Origin of the sequence: Catenuloplanes atrovinosus, assembly GCF_031458235.1 — a bacterium.
Lineage (GTDB): Bacteria > Actinomycetota > Actinomycetes > Mycobacteriales > Micromonosporaceae > Catenuloplanes > Catenuloplanes atrovinosus.
Genome location: NZ_JAVDYB010000001.1, coordinates 325,932 through 345,633, shown reverse-complemented (window position 1 = coordinate 345,633; position 19,702 = coordinate 325,932). Strand labels below are relative to the sequence as shown.

Sequence of the window (19,702 nt, the reverse complement as noted above, 5' to 3'; positions counted from 1 at the left end):
CTGCGACATAATCACGGATCTTGTCGCCGACGATTGGAGCGATACCGGTGACCCTCCCCCAGCTTCTCCGCATCCGCTGGGCCGTTCGCGCAACCCTGCTGCTGGGTGTCGCCGCCTCGGTGGTCGCCAACGTTCTGCATGCCGTCGACAACCCGATCAGCCAAGCCATCGCCGCCTGGCCTCCCTTCGCTCTGCTGCTCACGGTCGAGTTGATCTCGCGCGTGCCGGTGCACCGGCGGTCGCTCGCGTTCATCCGGATGGTCGCGACCGCCGCGATCGCCGGCATCGCCGCCTGGATCTCCTACTGGCACATGGCCGGCGTGGCCGCCAAGTACGGCGAGACCGGCGCCAGCGCCTACCTGCTCCCGATCTCCGTGGACGGCCTGATCGTGGTCGCCTCCATCTGCCTGATCGAGCTGGGCGGCCGCATCGCCGACGCCCAGACCGCCAAGCGCGCCGCCGCCGAGGCCGCCGCCGCGGCAGCGACCGGCGTCCCGGCCGCGGGCCACGTCGCCGACGAGCAGCACTCGCTGCCGGTCGGGCCCGCGCTCCAGCCCGCCGCCCGCTCCCGTCCCGGCACGGACACCCCCCACGCCACCGGACCGGACGCCACGCACCCCGGCGCGATCACACCACCCGCCGGCGCGGCCACCTCGCGGCCCGACGTGACCACAGCATCCGCCGGCGCGACCGCCTCGCGTGCCGATGCGACCGCCTCGCGGCCCGGCGCGGACGACGAATGGCCGGACGACCCCGACCGTCTCACCGACCACGACGTCCCCGGCATCGCGGCCCTGGTCCCGCGTCCGCTCACTCCGTCGTCCACCGACGCGTACCCCCAGCTCACGACCGCCGCCGACGGTCGCGGCCCGGCCCGCGGCGACGGGTACGCCACCGACGAGTACCGCCTGGTGGACGCGGCCGACCGCCGGCGCGCCGCCGCGATGGCCGGCGACCGGCGCGACCGCGACCCGCTGACCACCACCGGCTCCCAGCCGATGCTCGCCTCCGACGTCGCCGCCGCCGTCGAGGCCGCGCTCAGCGGTCGCCCGGTCGCCCGCGGCGTGCGCGGCGGCGCCAGCCCGCGCAGTCGCGCCGGCATCTCCGCGGCCAGCGGCTCGCTCGCCGGCCGCGCGACGGTCCCGGACGACGGCGCCCCGGCCGACGTCCCCGCCACCACCGGAGCGGCCGGCACCGCACAGACCGACCCGGCGACGCAGCGCATCTCCCCGGCACGCAGCACCGCCCGCACCTCCGCCGCCACCTCCACCACCAGGCAGACCACCACGGGCCGCATCACCGCCCGCACAGCCCCCGCCACCAGCGCCACCGACACCACCGGCCGCGCCACCGGCAGCAACGCCGCCGGTGGCACCGGCCGGGCCGGCGGCAACGGCGAAGACCTCGGCGCCTCGCGACACGGCACACGGCCGGCCGCCACGTCGACGACTATGGCATCGACCGGCCAGACCAGCGCCCGGCCACGCCGCTCCGCCGCCGAGACCGCGGCCCTCGCCGCCGACATCGAGGCCCGCAACCCCGGCATCACCGAGGCCGCCGTCGCCGACCAACTCGGCATCACCACGCGCCGCCTCCGCGAGGTCCGCCGCGCCGCCGACACCCTGCCCGCCTGAGCCCGGACCCCGGCCGGGTGCCCCGCAGCACGGTGGGGCGCCCGGACATTCACGGCGTGAGCGCTCCGCACGACGGCGAGCACCGCCGCGGATGCCGCCGCCACCCATGCCGCCGAAGCGCCGTCGCCACCTCGTCCGCCACCTCACACGGATGCTCCAGCACGTCCGCATCGTCATAGCGCAACGTCCTCCCACGTAACGTCTCCTCCACCGCGGGTGCCACCCCGCACGCCTCACGCAGCGACTCGATGAGCCGCTGCCGCTCCGCGGCCCTCGCACCGCCGCGCGGGTCCTCCGGCCCGAGCCGCACGCTCGTCCCGAACGACGGGTAGTAGACGACGCCCCGAGCCGCCCGGTCCGCACCCACCGCCGGTGACCCGCACGGCCACCGCTCGCCCTCCGGCAACCCGTGCGCCCGCTCCACGTCGCGCAGATAGCGCAGCTCCAGCAGCGAGCCACACCCGAGCTCGATGTCGCGCAGCGCCGCCATCAACTGCGGCCGCCACCGCACGCGCAGCCGGGCCTGCAGCGCCACCGCCAGCAGGTCCGGCGAGGTCACGTCGTGGCCGCACGCGACCGCGACCCAGCCGAGCGCCTCCTCCAACTCCGCCGCGGCCTCCCACAGGTCGAGCACGACCTCCTCGGGCCTGGTCTGCGGCGGCGACCGCTTGGGGTCACGAATCCACGCCGCCCGGCGGGACCGGTGGATCACCACGCCCGGCATCGGCTGCGGATGCCGGCCGGCCGGGACCGTGACGTGGATCGGCCCGGTGGCGCCCGCGGTCAGCCCGAGGACCTCGGCGGCCGTGTGGTGGCTGAGCATGGCGCCGGCGCCGGACGCCAGCACCGCGGCCCACAGCTCCGACAACCGGCCGAGCGGGCCGGGAAAGGTCGCGTAGACCCCGTTGGCGAGTCGCTGCCACTGGCCGGTGGCCACCCGCAGCTCGATGGTGGACCGGCTGTAACCACCGGCGATCGCCTGCCACCGCGCGACCACGCCGCGCTGCCGCTTCCGCCAAGCATCGAACACGCCTCATACGCTGCCGCCCGCCGACGGCGTGTCACCAGCCCTGTGGATAACCGCGGAACAGCGTGACCGAACGGGCGGGACTACACCGCGCCCGGCAGCGTCACCGTCACCTCGAGGCCGCCGCCGGGCTGCGCGATCGCCCCGACCGTCCCGCCGTGCGCCTCGCACACCGCCCGCACGATCGACAGTCCCAGCCCGGAGCCGCGCGCCCCGGTCCGCTCCCGGCCGCCGCGGCGGAACGGCTCGAACAGGCCCGGTACGTCCGCCTGGTCCACCTCGAACCCGGTGTTGCCCACCACCAGCCGCACCACCCCCGCGGCCGGCACCTCCGTGCGCACCCACAGCCGCCCGTGCAGGTGGTTGTAGCGCACCGCGTTCTCGATCAGGTTGCCCGCCAGCCGCTCCAGCAGCCCCGGGTCACCGACCACCACGGCCGGCCGCAGCTCGGTGGCGACGTCCAGCTTGAGCCGGGCCACCTCGTTCTTCTGCGCGGACAGCGCCGCGTGCACGCCGTCGGTGAGGTCGAACGGCACCTTCCGCGCCAGCCGCCGCCCGGTCTGCGCCTCGCTGCGGGCCAGGATGAGCAGCGCGTCGACCAGCCCGTTCGCCCGCTCGGACGCGTCCCGGACCACCATCGCCATCCGCCGGTACTCCTGGATGTCCGCCTCGTCGTCGCTGAGCGTCACGTCGATCTCGGTACGCATGACCGCGAGCGGCGTCCGCAGCTCGTGCGACGCGTTCGCCACGAACCGCTTCTGCGCCTCGAACGACTCGTTCAGCCGGTCCAGCATCGCGTCGAACGTGGCGGCCAGCTCGGCCACCTCGTCGTTCGCGCCGGAGTAGCGGATGCGCTGGTCGAGCGTCTCCTCGCCGAGCCGCTGCGCCATCGAGGTGACCTGGTGCAGCGGGCGCAGCGCCCGGCCGGCCACCACGTACGCCCCGGCGGTCCCGGCCACGCCGATCGCGATCAGCGCGAGCAGGCCCTTCGCCATCAGCTCGGTGCGGGCGCGGTCGACCATCCGGGCCTGCCACTCCTCCACGGAGAGGCGGCTGCCGTCGCTAATCGCCACCTCGGTGCCGGGCAGCAGCGTGTCCGCCGGGTGCAGCACGTCGTCGATCAGCATCCAGGCCAGCACCAGCATGATCGCGCCGGCGCCGATCAGCAGAATCCCGTTCAGCACGGTCAGCCGCAGCCGCAGCGTCGGGCGCATCAGCGCGCTCATGACGCGGCGCCCGCGATGCGGTAGCCGGCGCCGACCACGGTCTCGATCAGCGGCGGGTCGCCGAGCTTGCGGCGCAACGTGTTCATGGTGACCCGTACCGTCGTGGTGAACGGATCGGTGTTCTCGTCCCAGACCCGTTCCAGCAGCTCCTCCGTGGAGACCACCGCACCGCGCGCCTTGAGCAGCTCCTCCAGCACGCCGAACTCCTTGTTCGTCAGCTGGAGCAGCGCGCCGGCCCGGGTGACCACCCGGCGGGCCTGGTCGAGCACGAGGTCGCCGGCGCTGAGCACGGGCGGCGCGGGCGGCGTGGCGCGGCGGCCGAGCGCCTGCACGCGCGCCACCAGTTCGTCGAAGGCGAACGGCTTGGGCAGGTAGTCGTCGGCGCCGAGTTGCAGGCCCTCGACCCGGTCGGCGACGGTGACGCTGGCGGTGAGCATCAGCACGCGGGTGAGGGCGCCGGACGCGGCCAGGTCCGCGCAGATCTGGTCGCCGTGCACGCCGGGCAGGTCCCGATCCAGCACGACCACGTCGTACCGGGTGACGAACGCCATCTCATGCCCGGCGGAACCGTCGTAGGCCACGTCCACGGCCATGCCCTTGCGGCGCAGGCCGCGCACGATGGCGTCGGCCAGGTTCCGCTCATCCTCGACGACCAGAACCCGCATGATCCCGCCAATCCCGTCCGAGACGTACCGACCGAAGCCAATCAGGCCCGGTGTTAAACCGCCGTGAGGAAACGTATCGGACGGTCACGGCGCGATGGGCAGGTCCCACATCACGGTGCCGCCGTCCAGCATCCGGCAGATCATCACGTCCCGTTCCACGGAGCAGTCCGAGCCGATGCCGTGCACGAGCCCGAGCACGCGCAGCGACAGCGCGTCCACGTCGACCTCGGCGACGAGCCCGGTGCCGGCCTCCCGGTCGAAGTGCGCGACCACGATCCGCGACGGGCCGTGGACGGTGTCGCCGTAGATCCGCTGCCAGCTCCCGAAGTCCTTGACCGTCCGGCCGGTGCGGGCGTCCACCACGACCAGTGAGTCCGTGACGATCAGCGCGGACGTCTCGCCCTGCTGGATCTCCCCCTCGGCGAGCAGCAGCGACCCGGCCTCGGAGTACCAGCCGTACCGCCGGTTCTCCCAGAGGACCTCGCCGGTGGCCGGGTCGAGTCCGAACGTGCGGTCCTGATCCTGGTTGGCGGCGCAGATGACCGCGCTGCCGCAGCCGGCGAGGCCCAGCCCGTCCGCGAACTCCCGCTGCCACAGCGGCCGCAGGTCCGGCAGCGTGTACGCGGTGACGTCGGCGCCGTCGGGGCCGGAGTCGATCGACAGCGCCACCCGGCCGGCCACGCCCATCCCGCCGGACAGTCCCGGTGCCTCGACCGCGGCCAGCATCCGGTTGGCGCGCACGTCCCACAGCTCGGCCCGCCCCCGCGGAAGCACCACCATGAGCTGCTCGCCGTGCTGGTCGACGTGGATGGTGTAGGACCCGGCCGGGAACTCCCGCCGCCACAGCCGCTCGCCGGTGCCGGTCCGCAGCGCCTCCCAGGTGAGCGGTTCCTCGGCGGCGCTGCCCTCGGAGCTGGTCACGACGAACTCGGCGTTCATCACGACCGGCCAGAACGCGTCGGTGCTCCACCGCGGTTCGGCCGTCTCCGCGTCCACCGCGACCATCATCGGGTACTGGTCGCCGGTGCTCACGTGCAGCAGCAGCGTGTCACCGGCCTCGCTGAGCCCGTTCAGCGCGCCCTTGATCGCCAGCGGCCGCTGCCACAGCCGTTCGCCGCCGGGCGCGCTGTACGCCGTGATCGTCCGCGGCTCCGCCGACGGCACCTGGGCGTGCGGTCCCACCACGTACAGCCGGTCGCCGGCCGGGTAGTAGGAGTCGGTCGGCCCGAACGACAGCCGCACCTCCGGCAGTGCGTCGCTCTCCGGCCGGGCCGACGCGCCGAGCAGTCCGCCGGCCAGCACCAGGCAGACGGCCGCCGCGGTCCACCGGCGTGCCCGGGCGGTCAAGCGCGGGCGCGGGCGGGAGACCGGCGGCTCGGGCCCCGGATCGGAGACCACGCCGAGATCGATGGAGACCATCAGCAGAGTCTCCATCCCTCAGGCCGGCGATATCCAGTGCATCAGCGCCCGTGCCGCCTCCAGCACCAGCTCCCGGTCGTGGGTGAGCGCGTACTCGAAGCGCTGCTCCGCCTCGGTCATCCCGCCGGCGCCGAGGTCACGGGCGGTGAGCGCGGCCGCGAAGTACGGCCCGACCACGATCACGTTCCACTCGCCGCGCAGCGGGTCGTCCTCGCTGAGCCGCGCGCCGCGCACGCCGGACGCGGGCCGCTCGTCCAGCCCGACGCCGAGCACCGCCACGAACGCGGCCGTGGTGGCCGCGTCCGCGAACCGCTGCGCCACCGCCGGCGTGAAGAACCGGGCCTCCTGGAAGCAGGCGAGCAGCACCGGCGGCTCGACCTCGTCGCGCGCCTTGGACTCCAGGAACCGGCTGATCGGTGCCAGCCGCGCCTTGGTGGTCCGCAGCACCGGCCGGGCACCGGAGACGATCTCGAAGGGCGACCTCGGGGGTACGGACACCGGCGGCACCCCGTCCGCCGGCAGCAGCGGCACGCGCGTACCGCAGGTCTCGGACGGCACCGGCAGCGGCGCCGGCGCCCCGAAGAGCAGTCCCTGCCCGAGCGTGGCGCCCATGGTCCGGGCCAGCTCCAGGTGCTCCTCGGTCTCGATGCCCTCGGCGAGGATCACCGCGCCGGTCCGCTCCGCGTACGCTATGGCCGCGTTGACCACGTGCGCGACCTCGGCGCGGTGCGGGTCGTGCAGCAGCCCCATGTCCAGCTTGACCACGTCCGGCCGGACCAGCGGCATCAGCGCCAGCGACGCCGGGTCGCTGCCGACGTCGTCGAAGGCCACGCCCCAGCCGATCGCCCGGCAGGCCGCGGCCGTGCTGAGCAGCGCGGACGGGTCGCCGGCGATGGCCCGCTCGGTGATCTCGGTGACCACCCGGAGCTTGCTCTGCGCCGCGACCGTGGCCGGGAAGAGGTCGTCCGGGCAGGGCGTGCGCAGCGCCATCGGCTCGATGTTGACGAACAGCGTCATGGAGTCGTCGAGCCCGGCGGCGAGCGCGGCCTCGTACGCCCGGACCCGGCAGATCCAGTCCAGTTCGGCGGCGCGCCCGACCTCGCGCGCGGCCTCGAACAGCGCGATCGGCGCCTGCCACGGGGTGCCGGCCGGTCCCCGGCTGAGCGCCTCGTAGCCGACCGGCTCGCGGCGCTCCAGGTCCACCAGCGGCTGGAACAGCGTGGTGACGGCGCGCGCGTCGATGACCTCGTCGACGGTCCGCGCGGCCCGCGGTGAGCCGGTGACGGTCACGGCCGTACCCCCCGGAGCTGCCAGATCCTCATCTCCTGGCGTCCGGTGCGACAGGCGATCGTCGTGGACGCGGACTGGCAGTCGAGTATCGCGGGCGCGAGGCTGCCCAGTTCGTACGGGGTGCCCGCGCGGTTCAGCGTCGCCAGCCAGGCCCGTCCGTCGGCCTCCCGGGTGAGCAGCGCGGGCGCGGCGGAGCGGGCGGCGGGGTCGAGGTTGGGCGACACCAGCGTCCACCCGGTCAGCGGCGTGCTGGTGCCGTCCGGCGACGTGACGACGCTCGGCCCGGCACCGGCGGCGTGCGGGTCGATCAGCGTGTGCCCGCCCAGGCGCAGCAGGCTCGCCATCGGGATCTCGTACGCCACCGCGCCGGTCTCCGGGTCGAGCACGCTGGTCGTGGCCATGTCCGTGACGCAGGGCACGTCGTGGCACCCGAAGCCGAGCGCGGTGTTGCCGGGAAGCTGGATGCGCCACACCCGCTCCAGCGTGTCCGGCCGGAACGCGTACGTGTGCCCGCCGCCGCGCCGGCCCTGCTGCACGATGATCAACTGGTCCGAGACCAGCAGGTCGTCGATGGCGAACCCGCCCTCGATCGGCACGGACCGCCGCGCCTCACCGGTCCGCGCGTCCAGCACGGTCACGCCGGCCGGGTCGGCGACCACGATCTCGGCGGTGCCGGGCAGCGGCTCGCGGCGCGCGCTGCCCGCGTACGACCCTGACCACAGGTCGTGGCCGTCGGCCAGGTCGACCGCGCGCAGCAAGGTGGAGGTCGGCGTGATCGCGACGGGGTTGCCCTCGGGATCGCGCGCGACGGTCCCGTCGGGGAGCGTGCCGCGGTCGAACACCGGGGTGGTGACCAGTCCGGTGCGCCCGTCGGCGAGCGGCACGATCTGCTCCGGGCGCGTCCACCGCTGGGTGCCGGTGAGCGCGTCGACGCCGAGCGTCTCCGGCTGCCCGGAGCGGTTGACGCCGGTGACCAGCAGCACGTCGCCGGCCTCGTGGAACGCGACGTCGCCGGTGAACCGGGAGTTCGCCTGCCAGAGCCGCTGGCCGTTCAGCGTGAACGCGGAGACGACCGGGGTGGTGCCGCCGTGCAGCGTGTACACCCGGCGGTCGGTGAGCGTGAAGTCGGCGCCGGCCGGAAGCGCCACGGTGGCGGTCAGGTGGAGCCGCCGGAGGACCGGCACGGAGCCCACCAGCCCGATCAATAGACCTAGAGTAATTGCGACAGCGACCCAGCGTGACCCTCGAATCCAGTCCCGCGGTGCCGGCGCCTCGCGCACCGGCTCCTCCCGCAGGTCCAGCTCGATCACGCCGGCGCACCCCCGCGCAGCGCACGCTCAGTCAAGCGCCCACACCCCCAAGATCCCGCCCCCCTGCCGGCAGGCGAGCACGCCGCCACCGGCCCGGCAGCCGCCCGAGGCCGCGGGAATCGCGCCCAGGACCCGCACCGACCGTCGATCGGAGGCCACCGTGGCGACGAGCGTATCCCCGCGAGCCGCGTCAGGGTGAGCCAACACGACGTCATCCGTCACACTAGTCACCTGTTGCCACGCGCTCAGGTCGAGCAGCGGCCCGCCGGTCATCGGCTCGACCAGCGCGAGCCGCGCGTCCACGCCGGTCGGCCGGCCGTAGGCCACGGTCACGTCTCCCCAGCTCAGCGCGCGGCGCCAGGACGGACTGACCCAGGCGCTGGAGCCGTCGCGCGGGTCGAGCGCGCGCACGCCGATCGTGGTGCCGAGGCAGACCAGTTCGCCGCACTCGTCCACGCTCTGCAGGCCGCCGACCGTGCGGGACCATCGGTGCGCGAGCGTGCGCACGTCGTACCCGCTGATCCTGCTGGTGTTGTCGCCCGGATGCCGCAGCACGACGGTGGAGCCGACCAGCCGCGGGTTGTCCGGCGCGTACGCGGCGGCCGGGAACTCGCCGGTCGCGCGCACGGACGCGTCGCCGGCGTCCCGGACCTCGGTCGCGCCGTCGTCGTGCACCAGCAGGAACTGCCCGCCGGGCAGCGGCACCGCGACCGCGCTGGACGGCAGCCGGACCGACCAGCGGCGCATGCCAAACGCGTCGATCCCGTCGATCGCGCCGGTCAGCCGGCGGCCGGAGGCGGAGACGCTGGGCACGTCGGAGACCGCGAGCAGCACGTCCGACCCGGGCAGCGGGATGATCCGGCCCTGGTGCCGCCATCGCACCGCGCCGGTCGCCACGGTCACGGCCGTGCTCTCCAACTGCCGGCCGACGCCGTTCAGCCCGCCGATGACCAACAGGTCACCGGCCCGGGTGAGCGAGTGCCCCTCCGAGGCCGGCACGGACACCGTCCACACCGGGTCCAGCCTCGGCACCCGGTACGCCGTGACCGTCGACTCCTCGGCCACCACCAGCAGATCGCCGACCAGCGCGAAGTCGTCCCCGGCCGCGATCGGCAGCTGTCCGGCCCGCCACCCCGACGCGCTCAACGGCGCGGACCCGGCCAGCGTGAACACCAGCAGCACCGCGAGCACGGCCGCCAGCAACCCGCGCGACGGGCGCCAGGCCGCACCCGTCCCGCCCCACTCGTCATCAGCGGGAACGCCCAGGTCAATGGTCACCGCAGCGGGCACGAGCCGAATGTACCGCCCCGGGGTGACAACGCATCGAGCTGCGCCGATTCCACCGGTACGAAGGAGAACTTAAGGGACAACTAATCGCCGGCCAATGGAGTCCGCCGCGCGCCCGTGGTTTCTTGATCATGGCACGGCCACCCGCCCACGCCGTGCCGGCACCCCGCACGAAAGCAGGAGCAATGCCCACAGAACAACCCGCGCGGAAGCCACGGCGCCGCCTGTACGCGGGCCTCGCCACGGCCGGCGTCGCCGGGATCGCGGCCGCCGCGGTCGCACTCACCGTGCCGTCCGCGAACGCGTCCACGCTCTTCAGCGAGAACTTCGAGTCCGGCGCGCCGAGCGGCTGGTCCAAGTCGGGTGGCGACTGGTCGGTCGCCGACGACGGTTCCAAGGTCTACCGGCAGGCGAAGGCGTCCAGCGAGGCCGCCCGCGTCCTCGCCGGCGACGCCGCCTGGACCGACTACGCGGTCTCGGCCAGGGTCAAGGCGACCGAGGTCGGCCCCGGCGGCTTCGCCGGCGTGGCGGCCCGCGCGTCCGGCCCGACCACGCTCTACCGCCTGGTGCTGACCGCGTCCGGCACCGCCGAACTGCACGGCGTCAAGGGCAGCGCGGTGACCGTGCTGGGCTCGGTGCCGGTCGCCGCGCCCACCGGCACGTTCCACACGCTGCGGATCCAGGCGAGCGGCACGACCGTCACGGGCTGGGCGGACGGCAGCCCGGTCGGCTCCGGCACCGGCTCGGTCTCGGCCAGGGGCCGGCTGGGCCTGGTCACGTCGATGGCGTCCGCCTCCTTCGACGACGTGCTCGCCACCACGGCCTCCTCCGGCGCCGTCCCGGCCCCGGGCACGACCACCGCACCGATCACCGCCGCGCCCGCACCCACCACGGCGAGCCCGGCGCCGAGCAAGACCGCGAGCCCCGCGCCCAGCGCCAGCAGGACCGCGAGCGCGGCGCCCACCCAGAGCTCCGGCACGTCCCCGAACGCGCCGTGGCCGACCGCGAGCGGCACCAAGCCGGTCGCCGCGTCCGTGACGGTCTCCGGCACGCTGGACGGCGGCATGGCCCGCTACTACGGCACCGGTGACCTCGGTGGCAGCGGGCAGGACGAGGGCCAGGACCCGATCTTCGACCTGGCCGACGGCGCCACCCTGAAGAACGTGATCATCGGTTCCCCGGCCGCGGACGGCGTGCACTGCGCCGGCACCTGCACGCTGATCAACGTGTGGTGGGAGGACGTCGGCGAGGACGCCGCCACCTTCCGCGGCGGCGCCACCGCGGTCTTCCTGGTCGACGGCGGCGGCGCCCGCAAGGCCGGTGACAAGGTCTTCCAGCACAACGGCGGCGGCACCCTGACCATCAAGAACTTCCAGGTCACCGACTTCGGGAAGCTGTACCGGTCGTGCGGCAACTGCTCCACCCAGTACAAGCGCACCGTCGTGATCGAGAACGTGAGGGCGACCGCGCCCGGTGACCTGCTGGCCGGGGTGAACGCCAACTACGGCGACGCCGCCACCTTCCGCAACGTCACCATCGCCGGCGACACCTCGATGGACGTCTGCACCCGCTTCACCGGCAACTCCACCGGCGGGGAACCCACCCAGACCGGCTCCGGCGCCGACGGCACCACCTGCAAATACACCCCCTCGGACGTGACCTTCACGTAAAAGCGAAAGGGCCCCCGCACGGGGGCCCTTTCCAGGTCCAGACCGATCAGTGGGTACGAGCCGGAACCACCCGCGACGCCCACGCCGCCACGTCCCGCGCGACGTCCTGCGCCGTGATGCCCAGGTCTGCCAGAATCTGTCCGCGCGTGCCGTACGGGTGCCAGTCGTTCGGCACGCCGACGTCACGCAGCGGCACGTCCACCTCTGCGTCACGCAGCGCCTTGGCCACCGCGTCGCCGACGCCACCGTTGCGGACGCCGTCCTCGATCGTCACCACCAGACGGTGCTCGCGGGCCAGCGCGACCAGCTCGATCGGCACCGGCCGGACCCAGCGCGGGTCGACCACGGTGACGCTGTAGCCCTGCTCGAACGCGCGCGCCGCGACCTCGACACCCAGGTGCCCGAACGCGCCCACCGCGACGATCAGCACGTCCTTGCGGTCGTCGGAGGCGGTGCCGTGCTCGGCCAGGATGTCCACCCCGCCGGAGACGCCGTCCGAGCCGCCGACCCGGCGAAGCGCCGGGAGGTCGGCCGGGACGGACCCGGTCGGGAAGCGCAGGATGGTCGGCCCGTCGTCCACCGCGACCGCCTCACGCAGCTCCTCACGGAGCGTCGCGGCATCGCGCGGGGCCGCGATGCGCAGGCCCGGGACCACCCCGAAGACGGACATGTCCCAGACGCCGTAGTGGCTCGGCCCGTCCGGGCCGGTGACGCCGGCCCGGTCCAGCACGAACGTGACCGGCAGGCGGTGCATGGCCACGTCCAGCAGCACCTGGTCGAACGCGCGGTTCAGGAACGTGGCGTAGACCGCCACCACCGGGTGCAGCCCGGCCAGCGCGAGGCCGGCCGCGGACGTCGCCGCATGCTGCTCCGCGATGCCCACGTCGTACACCCGCTCGGGGTACTTCCGGGCCAGCTTCGCGATGCCGGTCGGCTCGGCCATGGCCGCGGTGATGCCGACGACGTCCGGCCGCTCGTCCGCGACCGAGACCAACTCGTCCGCGAACACGCCGGTCCACTTGACGGAGGAGGACGCGAGCAGCTTGCCGCTCTCCGCGTCGAACGCGCCGGGACTGTGCAGGCAGTCCGCCTCGTCCTCCTCGGCCGGGCGGTAGCCGAAGCCCTTCTTGGTGACCGCGTGCACGATCACCGGGCCGTTGAAGCCCTTGGCACGGCGCAGCGCGGACTCGACCGCGGACTGGTCGTGCCCGTCGATCGGGCCCACGTACTTCAGCCCGAGGTCCTCGAACATCGACTGCGGCGCGACCGCGTCCTTGATCCCGCGCTTGACCGCGTGCAGCACCTCGTAGACCGGCTTGCCGACCACGGGCGTCGCGCCGAGCGAGTCCTTGACCAGGTCGAGGACCTTCTCGTAGCCGGGGTTGAGCCGCAGCATGGCGAGGTGGTCGGAGAGTCCGCCGATGGTCGGCGCGTACGACCGGCCGTTGTCGTTGACGATGATGACCAGGCGGTTGTCGGTGGCGGCGATGTTGTTCAGCGCCTCCCAGCACATGCCGCCGGTGAGCGCGCCGTCGCCGACCATGGCCACCACGTGCCGGTCCTCGCCACGCAGCGCGTACGCCTTGGCCATGCCGTCCGCGTAGGACAGCGCGGTGGAGGCGTGCGAGTTCTCGATGAGGTCGTGCTCGCTCTCCGCCTGCGACGGGTAGCCGGAGAGCCCGCCGCGCTGGCGCAGCAGGTCGAAGCCGCCCTGGCGCCCGGTCAGGATCTTGTGCACGTACGCCTGGTGGCCGGTGTCGAAGAGGAACCGGTCGCGCGGTGAGTCGAAGACGCGGTGCATGGCCAGCGTGAGCTCGACCACGCCGAGGTTCGGTCCCAGATGCCCGCCGGTGCGGGACACCTTCGCCACCAGGAAATCGCGGATCTCCGCGGCCAGCACCGACAGCTCCTCCGCCGTCAGGCGCTTGAGATCCTGAGGGCCGTTGATGTTGCTGAGCAACCGACCATCCGAGACCTGATCCTCTTCAACGCTCATGGGGTGCCAGTCTAGTGCGACCCGGCCCGCGTCCCGCGATCCGAGACCATCGCGTGATCAATAGGAGCCCCCGGCCGCATCACCCAACCGGGCGACTGAAAACCCATAAATCGCCCAGAGCGGTACGATGATCCGGAGCTTTTATCCAGAAGGTCGGTTTCATGAACGCCCAGTCGCCAGTACAACCTTCACCGAACCTCCCCCTTCCGCACCGCCGGCCGTTCGCGCCGCGCACGCCGTTCGAGGCCACCATGCCGCGTTCCACGGACCACCCGGAGCCCGGCTGGGACCCGCACCCGGCCCCGCGTGATCTGCGCACCGCCCCGGCGGCCGCGCACATCCTCGGCATGATCGCGATCGGCCTGCTGGCCGTGCTGCTCGCGCCGATCGCGATCCCGGTCATCCTCTGGATCCGCTTCCGCGACCGCCGCCGCTGAGCCCGGCCCGGCGGCTCAGCGCCCGGCGGGCGGCAGCAGCAGGCCGACACACTCCACGTGGTGCGTCATCGGGAACAGGTCGAACGCGCGCAGCGCCGCCAGCCGCCACCCCGCCGCGCGGAACGTGGCCACGTCCCGCGCGAACGCGGCCGGGTCGCAGGCCACGTACGCCACCGCCCGCGCGCCGGTCCGCGCGATCGCCTTGACCACCGCCGCGCCCGCGCCGGACCGCGGCGGGTCCAGCACGATCAGGTCCACCGGCCTCGGCAGCCGCCCCTGGCGCAGCGCGGCCTCCACCTTCGCCTCGATCACGGCCACGCCCGGCAGGCCGGCCAGGTTGCGCCGGGCCGCGGCCACGCCCTGCGGCGCGGACTCGACCACGGTCACCGGGCCGGTCGGCCCGACCACGGCGGCCAACGCGGACGCGAACAGCCCGGCGCCGCCGTAGAGGTCCCAGACCGCCTCGCCGGGCTGCGGCGCCAGCAGCTCCAGCACGGCCGCGGCCAGCGTGTCCGCGGCGGCCGGGTGCACCTGCCAGAACGCGTCGCCGGGCAGCACCCACTCGCGCCCGACCGCCTTCTCCCGGATCTCACCGGCGGCGGAGGCGCCGTCCAGCACGTCCGGCTCGTCCGGCACGGCCGCGGCGCGACGCGGCGTCACCAGCACGTCGCCGCCGCCGGACGCGACCACGTGCACCTCGTCCGCCTCCGGCCAGTCCCGCGCGGTGACCGGCAGTTCCTGGATCGCCGGGTGCGCGATCAGGCAGCGGTCCACCGGCACCACCTCGTGCGAGCGGTGCTTGAGCAGGCCGGCGCGGTCCCGGCCGTCGACCGCGTACCGCACGCGCGTGCGCCAGCCCAGGCCGTCGCCGGGCAGCGGCTCCACCCGTACCGACAGATCGCGAATTTGATCTTGATCCAGCCGGCCGAGGCGGGCGAGCTGTTCCGTCACCACGGAGGCCTTCCAGGACAGCTGCGCGGCCGGCGCCACGTGTTGCAGGTCGCAGCCGCCGCAGCCGTTCGGGTGCGCGTAGACGCAGGGCGCGATCACCCGGTCCGCGGACGACGTGAGGATCTCCACCGCGTCGGCCCGCGCGAAGCCCCGGTGCACCTCGGTGACCAGCGCGATCACCCGCTCGCCGGGCAGCGCGTGCCGCACGAACAGCACCGGCCCGCCGTCGCCGCCCACCCGGGCCACGCAGTGCCCGCCGTGCGCCACGGCGCCGACCAGCACCTCGACCCGCTCCCCCTCGCCGGGCATCTCCACCTGCGTCACTCGCTCTGCTCCGATCCGGACGGCTGCGTGCCCTGCGACGAGGAGACGCGCGGGCCGCGCGCCGGGCCGCGGGCCAGCGACTGGTCGAGCCGGTTGAGGTCCCGGTCGCGGCTGGAGCGCAGCTGCCACGGCACGCTGGTGACCATGACGCCGGGCTCGAACAGCAGCCGGGTCTTCAGCCGCAGCGCGCTCTGGTTGTGCAGCAGGTTCTCCCACCACTTGCCGACCACGTACTCCGGGATGAACACCGTCACCACGTCGCGCGGCGAGTTGCGGCGCACGCCCTTGACGTAGTCGATGATCGGCCGGGTGATCTCCCGGTACGGCGAGTCGACCACGGTCAGCGGCACCGGGATCTCCCGCGCCTCCCACTCCTCCTGCACGTGCCGGGTGTCCGCCGCGTCCACGCCGACGGTCACCGCGGTCAGCGTGTCCGGCCGGGTCGCCTGCGCGTACGCCAGCGCGCGCAGCGTCGGCATGTGCACCTTGCTGACCAGCACCACCGCGTGGTTGCGGGACGGCAGCACGTACCGCTCGTCGGTCGGCGCCAGCTCCTCCGACACCCGGTCGTAGTGCTTCCGGATTCCCAGCATGAGCACGAAGATGCAGGCCATCGCCGCGATCGCGATCCACGCGCCGAGCAGGAACTTGGTGATCAACACGATGATCAGCACCACGCCGGTGAGCAGCATGCCGAACGTGTTGATCGCCTTGGACCGGTGCATGCGCCGGCGCTCGGCCGGGTCGCGCTCGGTGCGCAGCAGCCGGGTCCAGTGCCGGATCATGCCGGCCTGGGAGAGCGTGAACGACACGAACACGCCCACGATGTAGAGCTGGATCAGCCGCGTGACCTCGGCCTGGAACGCCACGATCAGCACCACCGCCGCGACCGCCAGGAACAGGATGCCGTTGGAGAACGCCAGCCGGTCGCCGCGCGTGTGCAGCTGCCGGGGCAGGTAGCGGTCCTGCGCCAGGATCGAGCCAAGCACCGGGAAGCCGTTGTACGCCGTGTTCGCGGCCAGGAACAGGATCAGCGCGGTGGCGCCGGCGACCACGTACAGCATGATCGACCCCGATCCGAAGATCGCCTCGCCGAGCTGGGTGGTGACCGTCTTCTGCACGTAGTTCGGCGGGCCGCTGACGATCTGCAGCGCCGGGTCCTCCACGTACTGCAGGTGGGTCGCGCGGGCCAGCCAGATGATGCCGCACAGCATCACGATCGCCATGCCGCCGAGCAGCAGCAGCGTGGTCGCCGCGTTCCTGCTCTTCGGCTCCTTGAACGCGGGCACGCCGTTGGAGATCGCCTCCACGCCGGTCAGCGCCGCGCAGCCGGACGAGAACGTGCGCAGCAGCAGGAACGCGAACGCGAAGTCGCTCAGGTGCTCCTCCTCCGCGTGGATCTCCAGCGCCGCGCTGGGCGCCTCCAGCGGCTCGCCGAGCACCACGATCCGGACCAGCCCGGTGAGGATCATGCCGACGATGATGATCATGAAGCCGTAGGTGGGGATCGCGAACGCGGTGCCCGACTCCCGGATGCCGCGCAGGTTCAGCGCGGTCAGCAGCGCCACCGCGACCAGCGCGATCGGCACCTTGTGCTCGTCCACGAACGGCACCACCGAGCCCAGGTTCGCCACGCCGGACGAGACCGACACCGCCACCGTCAGCACGTAGTCGACCAGCAGCGCGCTGGCCACCGCCACGCCGTACCGCGGCCCGAGGTTGACGGTCGCCACCTCGTAGTCGCCGCCGCCGGACGGGTACGCGTGCACGTTCTGCCGGTAGCTCGCCACCACGGTCAGCATCACGACCACGACGGCCAGCGCCACCCACGGGGAGAACATGTACGCGGTCGCGCCCGCGATGGAGAGTGTCAACAGGATCTCGTCCGGCGCGTACGCCACGCTGGACAGTGCGTCGGAGGCGAACACCGGCAGCGCGATCCGCTTCGGCAGCAGCGTGTGCTGCAGCCGGTCGGACCGGAACGGGCGCCCGAGCAGCAGGCGCTTCACGAGTGAGGTGGGACGTGCCACAACGGGTAAGAGTACGGCCAACGCGGGCCCCGATGATCGCGCATGGCACGCTCTGGGTGATCGCGTCTTCGGCGGACAGGGGGCCTCGGTGCACATCGTGATCATGGGTTGCGGGCGGGTGGGGTCCACCCTCGCCCACAGCCTGGAGGACCGCGGCCACTCCGTGGCCGTCATCGACCAGAACGCGGACGCGTTCCGGCGGCTCGGCCCCGAGTTCGGCGGCGCCATCATCACCGGCGCCGGCTTCGACCGCGAGGTGCTCCGCGAGGCCGGCATCGAGCGCGCGGACGGCTTCGCGGCGGTCTCCAGCGGCGACAACTCCAACATCATCTCGGCCCGGCTGGCGCGCGAGACGTTCGGCGTGCCGCGCGTGGTCGCCCGCATCTACGACCAGAAGCGCGCCGAGGTCTACGAGCGGCTCGGCATCCCCACCGTCGCCACCGTCCGCTGGACCGCCGACCGGGTCCTCCGCCAGGTGCTCGCCACCGGCGACCTGGAGGTCTTCCGCGACCCGACCAGCACCGTCTCGATCATCGAGGTGCCGGTGCACAAGGGCTGGATCGGCCGCAAGCTCACCGCGCTGGAGTCCGCGGCCGGCGCGCGCACCGCGTACCTGATGCGCTTCGGCCTCGGCCACCTGCCCACCGCGTCCACCATGATCCAGGACGGTGACCAGGTCTTCATGCTGGTCACCGACGAGATCGCCGCCGGGGTGCGCCAGCGCACCGCCGCCGCACCCGAAGGAACACACTGACATGCGCGTCGCCATCGCCGGAGCCGGCAACGTCGGCCGCTCCATCGCCCAGGAGCTGGTCGGCAACGGCCACGAGGTCATGCTCCTCGAGCGCGAGCCCCGCATGCTCCGCCCCGAACGCGTACCGCAGGCCGAATGGGTCCTCGCCGACGCCTGCGAGGTCGCCAGCCTGGAGGAGGCCGAGATCGCCCAGTGCGACGTGGTCGTGGCCGCCACCGGCGACGACAAGGTCAACCTGGTGGTCTCGCTGCTCGCCAAGACCGAGTTCGCCGTCGGCCGGGTGGTCGCCCGGATAAACCGCGCCGAGAACGAATGGCTCTTCACCGACCAGTGGGGCGTCGACGTCGCGGTCAGCACGCCGCGCCTGATGGCCGCCCTGGTCGAGGAGGCCGTGACGGTCGGCGACCTGGTCCGCCTGATGACCTTCCGCCAGGGCGAGGCCAACCTCGTCGAGATCACCCTCCCCCCGGACGCCCCCTACGTCGGCCAGCCCGTCCACGCCGTCCCCCTCCCCCGCGACTCCGCCCTCACCGCCATCCTCCGCGGCAAACGCGTCCTCGTCCCCCGCCCCGACGACCCCCTCGAAGCCGGCGACGAACTCATCTTCGTCTGCACCGCCGAGGTGGAAGACTCCGTCCGCGCCGTCATCCTCGGCCCCTCCGCCATCCACGACGTCTAACCCACGTCGTCCCGGGCCACTCACTACCGGCTGCCGCCCCACACGCGGCAGCCGGCACAGCACTCCACCCGGCGCCCACGAAACCGGACATCGACACCGGCACCGGCACTGGCGCCGGCAGCGGCAGCGGCACCGGCACCGGCAGCGGCGCCGGCAGCGGCAGCGGCAGCGGCAGCGGCAGCGGCAGCGAGTCTCCGCGATCGGGCTCCGATTACCGGCTGCCGGGCACGGGCGGTGTCAGCAGCCAGGACAAGATGCTGTCCGATTACGCCGAGTCTCCGCCCATCTCGCCGGGACCTCGCGATGTTTATTTCCCGCTTCCGGCGTGCCCGCTTTCCGCATGCTCCCGCGGGCACCGCTCGGCCGTGGCCGGCCTCCCTGCCGGTCCCGCACCCGGTCCAGCACACCGAAGGTCCCGCCGCCGCCCGCAGCGCCAACCGGCGCCGGACCTCCTGCTTGCGCGACTCACCGCCATCCGTATGGCGCCGGACCTCCTGCTCGCGCGACTCACCGCCATCCGTATGGCGCCGGACCTACTGCTCGCGCGACTCACCGACGCCCGTATGGCGCCGGACCTCCTGCTCGCGCGACTCACCGCCATCCGTATGGCGCCGTGCCGTCATTCGCGTGAATCAGTGGCTCGACCCGGCGAAGCCCGGCCTGGAGCAGGCGCGCGGCCCGTCGTAGCGTCGCGTGAACAGCCGCGCATCCAGGACGATCGCCCGGGCGCTCCGCGCCCGAAATTTCGGCATATTGGGGACGCGATTCAGCGCCCGCCCACACATCGCCGCAATAACCAAGGGACTGCGCGCCCACGAGCGACGAGCTTTCCTATAAACGGGCTCAATCGCTCACTTTGTGAGGCCCAGGCACGTTATTCGGCCGGAATTACGTGCCTGAGCCTCACATCGCCACAATGGACGATCAACTCTCGCCCTCAATACGGCGACCTTCCGGCCGCAGACCGAATACCCACGGTGCCGTAACCCCGCGATCTAGCAGT

15 protein-coding genes are annotated in these 19,702 nt (G+C 73.3%); 5 read left to right on the top strand and 10 right to left on the bottom strand.

The features are described 5' to 3' along the window. The first annotated feature begins 47 nt into the window (after nt 1-47). Nucleotides 48-1,634 (top strand): DUF2637 domain-containing protein, encoded by a 1,587-nt coding sequence (locus tag J2S41_RS01535; RefSeq protein ID WP_310362010.1) that lies wholly within the window; start codon nt 48-50, stop codon nt 1,632-1,634. 49 nt (nt 1,635-1,683) lie between these two features. Here J2S41_RS01535 and J2S41_RS01530 read toward each other — a convergent pair whose 3' ends face one another. From J2S41_RS01530 to J2S41_RS01500, 7 genes are all read right to left on the bottom strand, one after another. Continuing rightward, entirely contained in the window at nt 1,684-2,664 is a 981-nt protein-coding gene (locus J2S41_RS01530) for a hypothetical protein (protein ID WP_310362007.1), read from the bottom strand. 80 nt (nt 2,665-2,744) lie between these two features. Next, a complete protein-coding gene (locus J2S41_RS01525) occupies nt 2,745-3,887 on the bottom strand; it encodes a sensor histidine kinase (RefSeq protein ID WP_310362005.1) in 1,143 nt (380 codons plus the stop codon). After that, entirely contained in the window at nt 3,884-4,552 is a 669-nt protein-coding gene (locus tag J2S41_RS01520; RefSeq protein ID WP_310362004.1) for a response regulator transcription factor, read from the bottom strand. The genes J2S41_RS01525 and J2S41_RS01520 overlap by 4 nt, the downstream gene beginning before the upstream one ends. An 84-nt stretch (nt 4,553-4,636) precedes the next feature. After that, complete coding sequence (locus J2S41_RS01515; RefSeq protein ID WP_310362001.1) at nt 4,637-5,971, bottom strand: outer membrane protein assembly factor BamB family protein; 1,335 nt, start codon at nt 5,969-5,971, stop codon at nt 4,637-4,639. 18 nt (nt 5,972-5,989) lie between these two features. Next, complete coding sequence (locus tag J2S41_RS01510) at nt 5,990-7,261, bottom strand: sensor domain-containing phosphodiesterase (protein WP_310361998.1); 1,272 nt, start codon at nt 7,259-7,261, stop codon at nt 5,990-5,992. Next, nucleotides 7,258-8,571 carry an outer membrane protein assembly factor BamB family protein gene (locus tag J2S41_RS01505; RefSeq protein ID WP_310361995.1) on the bottom strand — a complete coding sequence of 438 codons (1,314 nt, stop codon included), beginning with the start codon at nt 8,569-8,571 and terminating at the stop codon, nt 7,258-7,260. The genes J2S41_RS01510 and J2S41_RS01505 overlap by 4 nt, the downstream gene beginning before the upstream one ends. A gap of 27 nt (nt 8,572-8,598) precedes the next feature. Further along, nucleotides 8,599-9,861, bottom strand: coding sequence for a PQQ-binding-like beta-propeller repeat protein (locus J2S41_RS01500; protein WP_310361992.1), 1,263 nt, complete (start codon nt 9,859-9,861; stop codon nt 8,599-8,601). 182 nt (nt 9,862-10,043) lie between these two features. Here J2S41_RS01500 and J2S41_RS01495 point away from each other — a divergent pair, with 182 nt between their 5' ends. Continuing rightward, nucleotides 10,044-11,528 carry a pectate lyase gene (locus J2S41_RS01495; RefSeq protein ID WP_310361989.1) on the top strand — a complete coding sequence of 495 codons (1,485 nt, stop codon included), beginning with the start codon at nt 10,044-10,046 and terminating at the stop codon, nt 11,526-11,528. A gap of 46 nt (nt 11,529-11,574) precedes the next feature. On the opposite strand, the gene dxs is transcribed toward J2S41_RS01495, so the two are convergent. After that, entirely contained in the window at nt 11,575-13,524 is a 1,950-nt protein-coding gene (gene dxs, locus J2S41_RS01490; protein ID WP_310361986.1) for a 1-deoxy-D-xylulose-5-phosphate synthase, read from the bottom strand. Between the two features lie 251 nt (nt 13,525-13,775). On the opposite strand from dxs, the gene J2S41_RS01485 reads away from it, so the two are divergent. Further along, the gene (locus J2S41_RS01485) at nt 13,776-13,961 is read left to right on the top strand and encodes a hypothetical protein (RefSeq protein WP_310361984.1); all 186 of its coding nucleotides are present in this window, start codon (nt 13,776-13,778) and stop codon (nt 13,959-13,961) included. Between the two features lie 15 nt (nt 13,962-13,976). Here J2S41_RS01485 and J2S41_RS01480 read toward each other — a convergent pair whose 3' ends face one another. Next, the gene (locus tag J2S41_RS01480; protein ID WP_310361981.1) at nt 13,977-15,236 is read right to left on the bottom strand and encodes a class I SAM-dependent RNA methyltransferase; all 1,260 of its coding nucleotides are present in this window, start codon (nt 15,234-15,236) and stop codon (nt 13,977-13,979) included. Further along, complete coding sequence (locus J2S41_RS01475; RefSeq protein ID WP_310361978.1) at nt 15,233-17,266, bottom strand: APC family permease; 2,034 nt, start codon at nt 17,264-17,266, stop codon at nt 15,233-15,235. Before J2S41_RS01475 ends, J2S41_RS01480 begins: the two co-directional genes overlap by 4 nt. A gap of 88 nt (nt 17,267-17,354) precedes the next feature. Here J2S41_RS01475 and J2S41_RS01470 point away from each other — a divergent pair, with 88 nt between their 5' ends. Together J2S41_RS01470 and J2S41_RS01465 are read left to right on the top strand one after the other, a co-directional pair. Next, on the top strand, nt 17,355-18,020 hold the full coding sequence (locus J2S41_RS01470; protein ID WP_310361974.1) for a potassium channel family protein: 666 nt from the start codon (nt 17,355-17,357) through the stop codon (nt 18,018-18,020). Between the two features lies 1 nt (nt 18,021). Beyond that, nucleotides 18,022-18,699: a potassium channel family protein gene (locus J2S41_RS01465; protein WP_310361971.1), complete on the top strand. Its 678-nt coding sequence runs from the start codon at nt 18,022-18,024 to the stop codon at nt 18,697-18,699. Nucleotides 18,700-19,702: the final 1,003 nt, after the last annotated feature.

What these genes read in the sequence shown, in the direction of transcription:
- J2S41_RS01525 (WP_310362005.1), bottom strand. Translation starts at nt 3,887, where the DNA reads ATGAGCGCGCTGATGCGCCCGACGCTGCGGCTGCGGCTGACCGTGCTG.
- J2S41_RS01520 (WP_310362004.1), bottom strand. Translation starts at nt 4,552, where the DNA reads ATGCGGGTTCTGGTCGTCGAGGATGAGCGGAACCTGGCCGACGCCATC.
- J2S41_RS01515 (WP_310362001.1), bottom strand. Translation starts at nt 5,971, where the DNA reads ATGGTCTCCATCGATCTCGGCGTGGTCTCCGATCCGGGGCCCGAGCCG.
- J2S41_RS01495 (WP_310361989.1), top strand. Translation starts at nt 10,044, where the DNA reads ATGCCCACAGAACAACCCGCGCGGAAGCCACGGCGCCGCCTGTACGCG.
- dxs (WP_310361986.1), bottom strand. Translation starts at nt 13,524, where the DNA reads ATGAGCGTTGAAGAGGATCAGGTCTCGGATGGTCGGTTGCTCAGCAAC.
- J2S41_RS01485 (WP_310361984.1), top strand. Translation starts at nt 13,776, where the DNA reads ATGCCGCGTTCCACGGACCACCCGGAGCCCGGCTGGGACCCGCACCCG.
- J2S41_RS01465 (WP_310361971.1), top strand. Translation starts at nt 18,022, where the DNA reads ATGCGCGTCGCCATCGCCGGAGCCGGCAACGTCGGCCGCTCCATCGCC.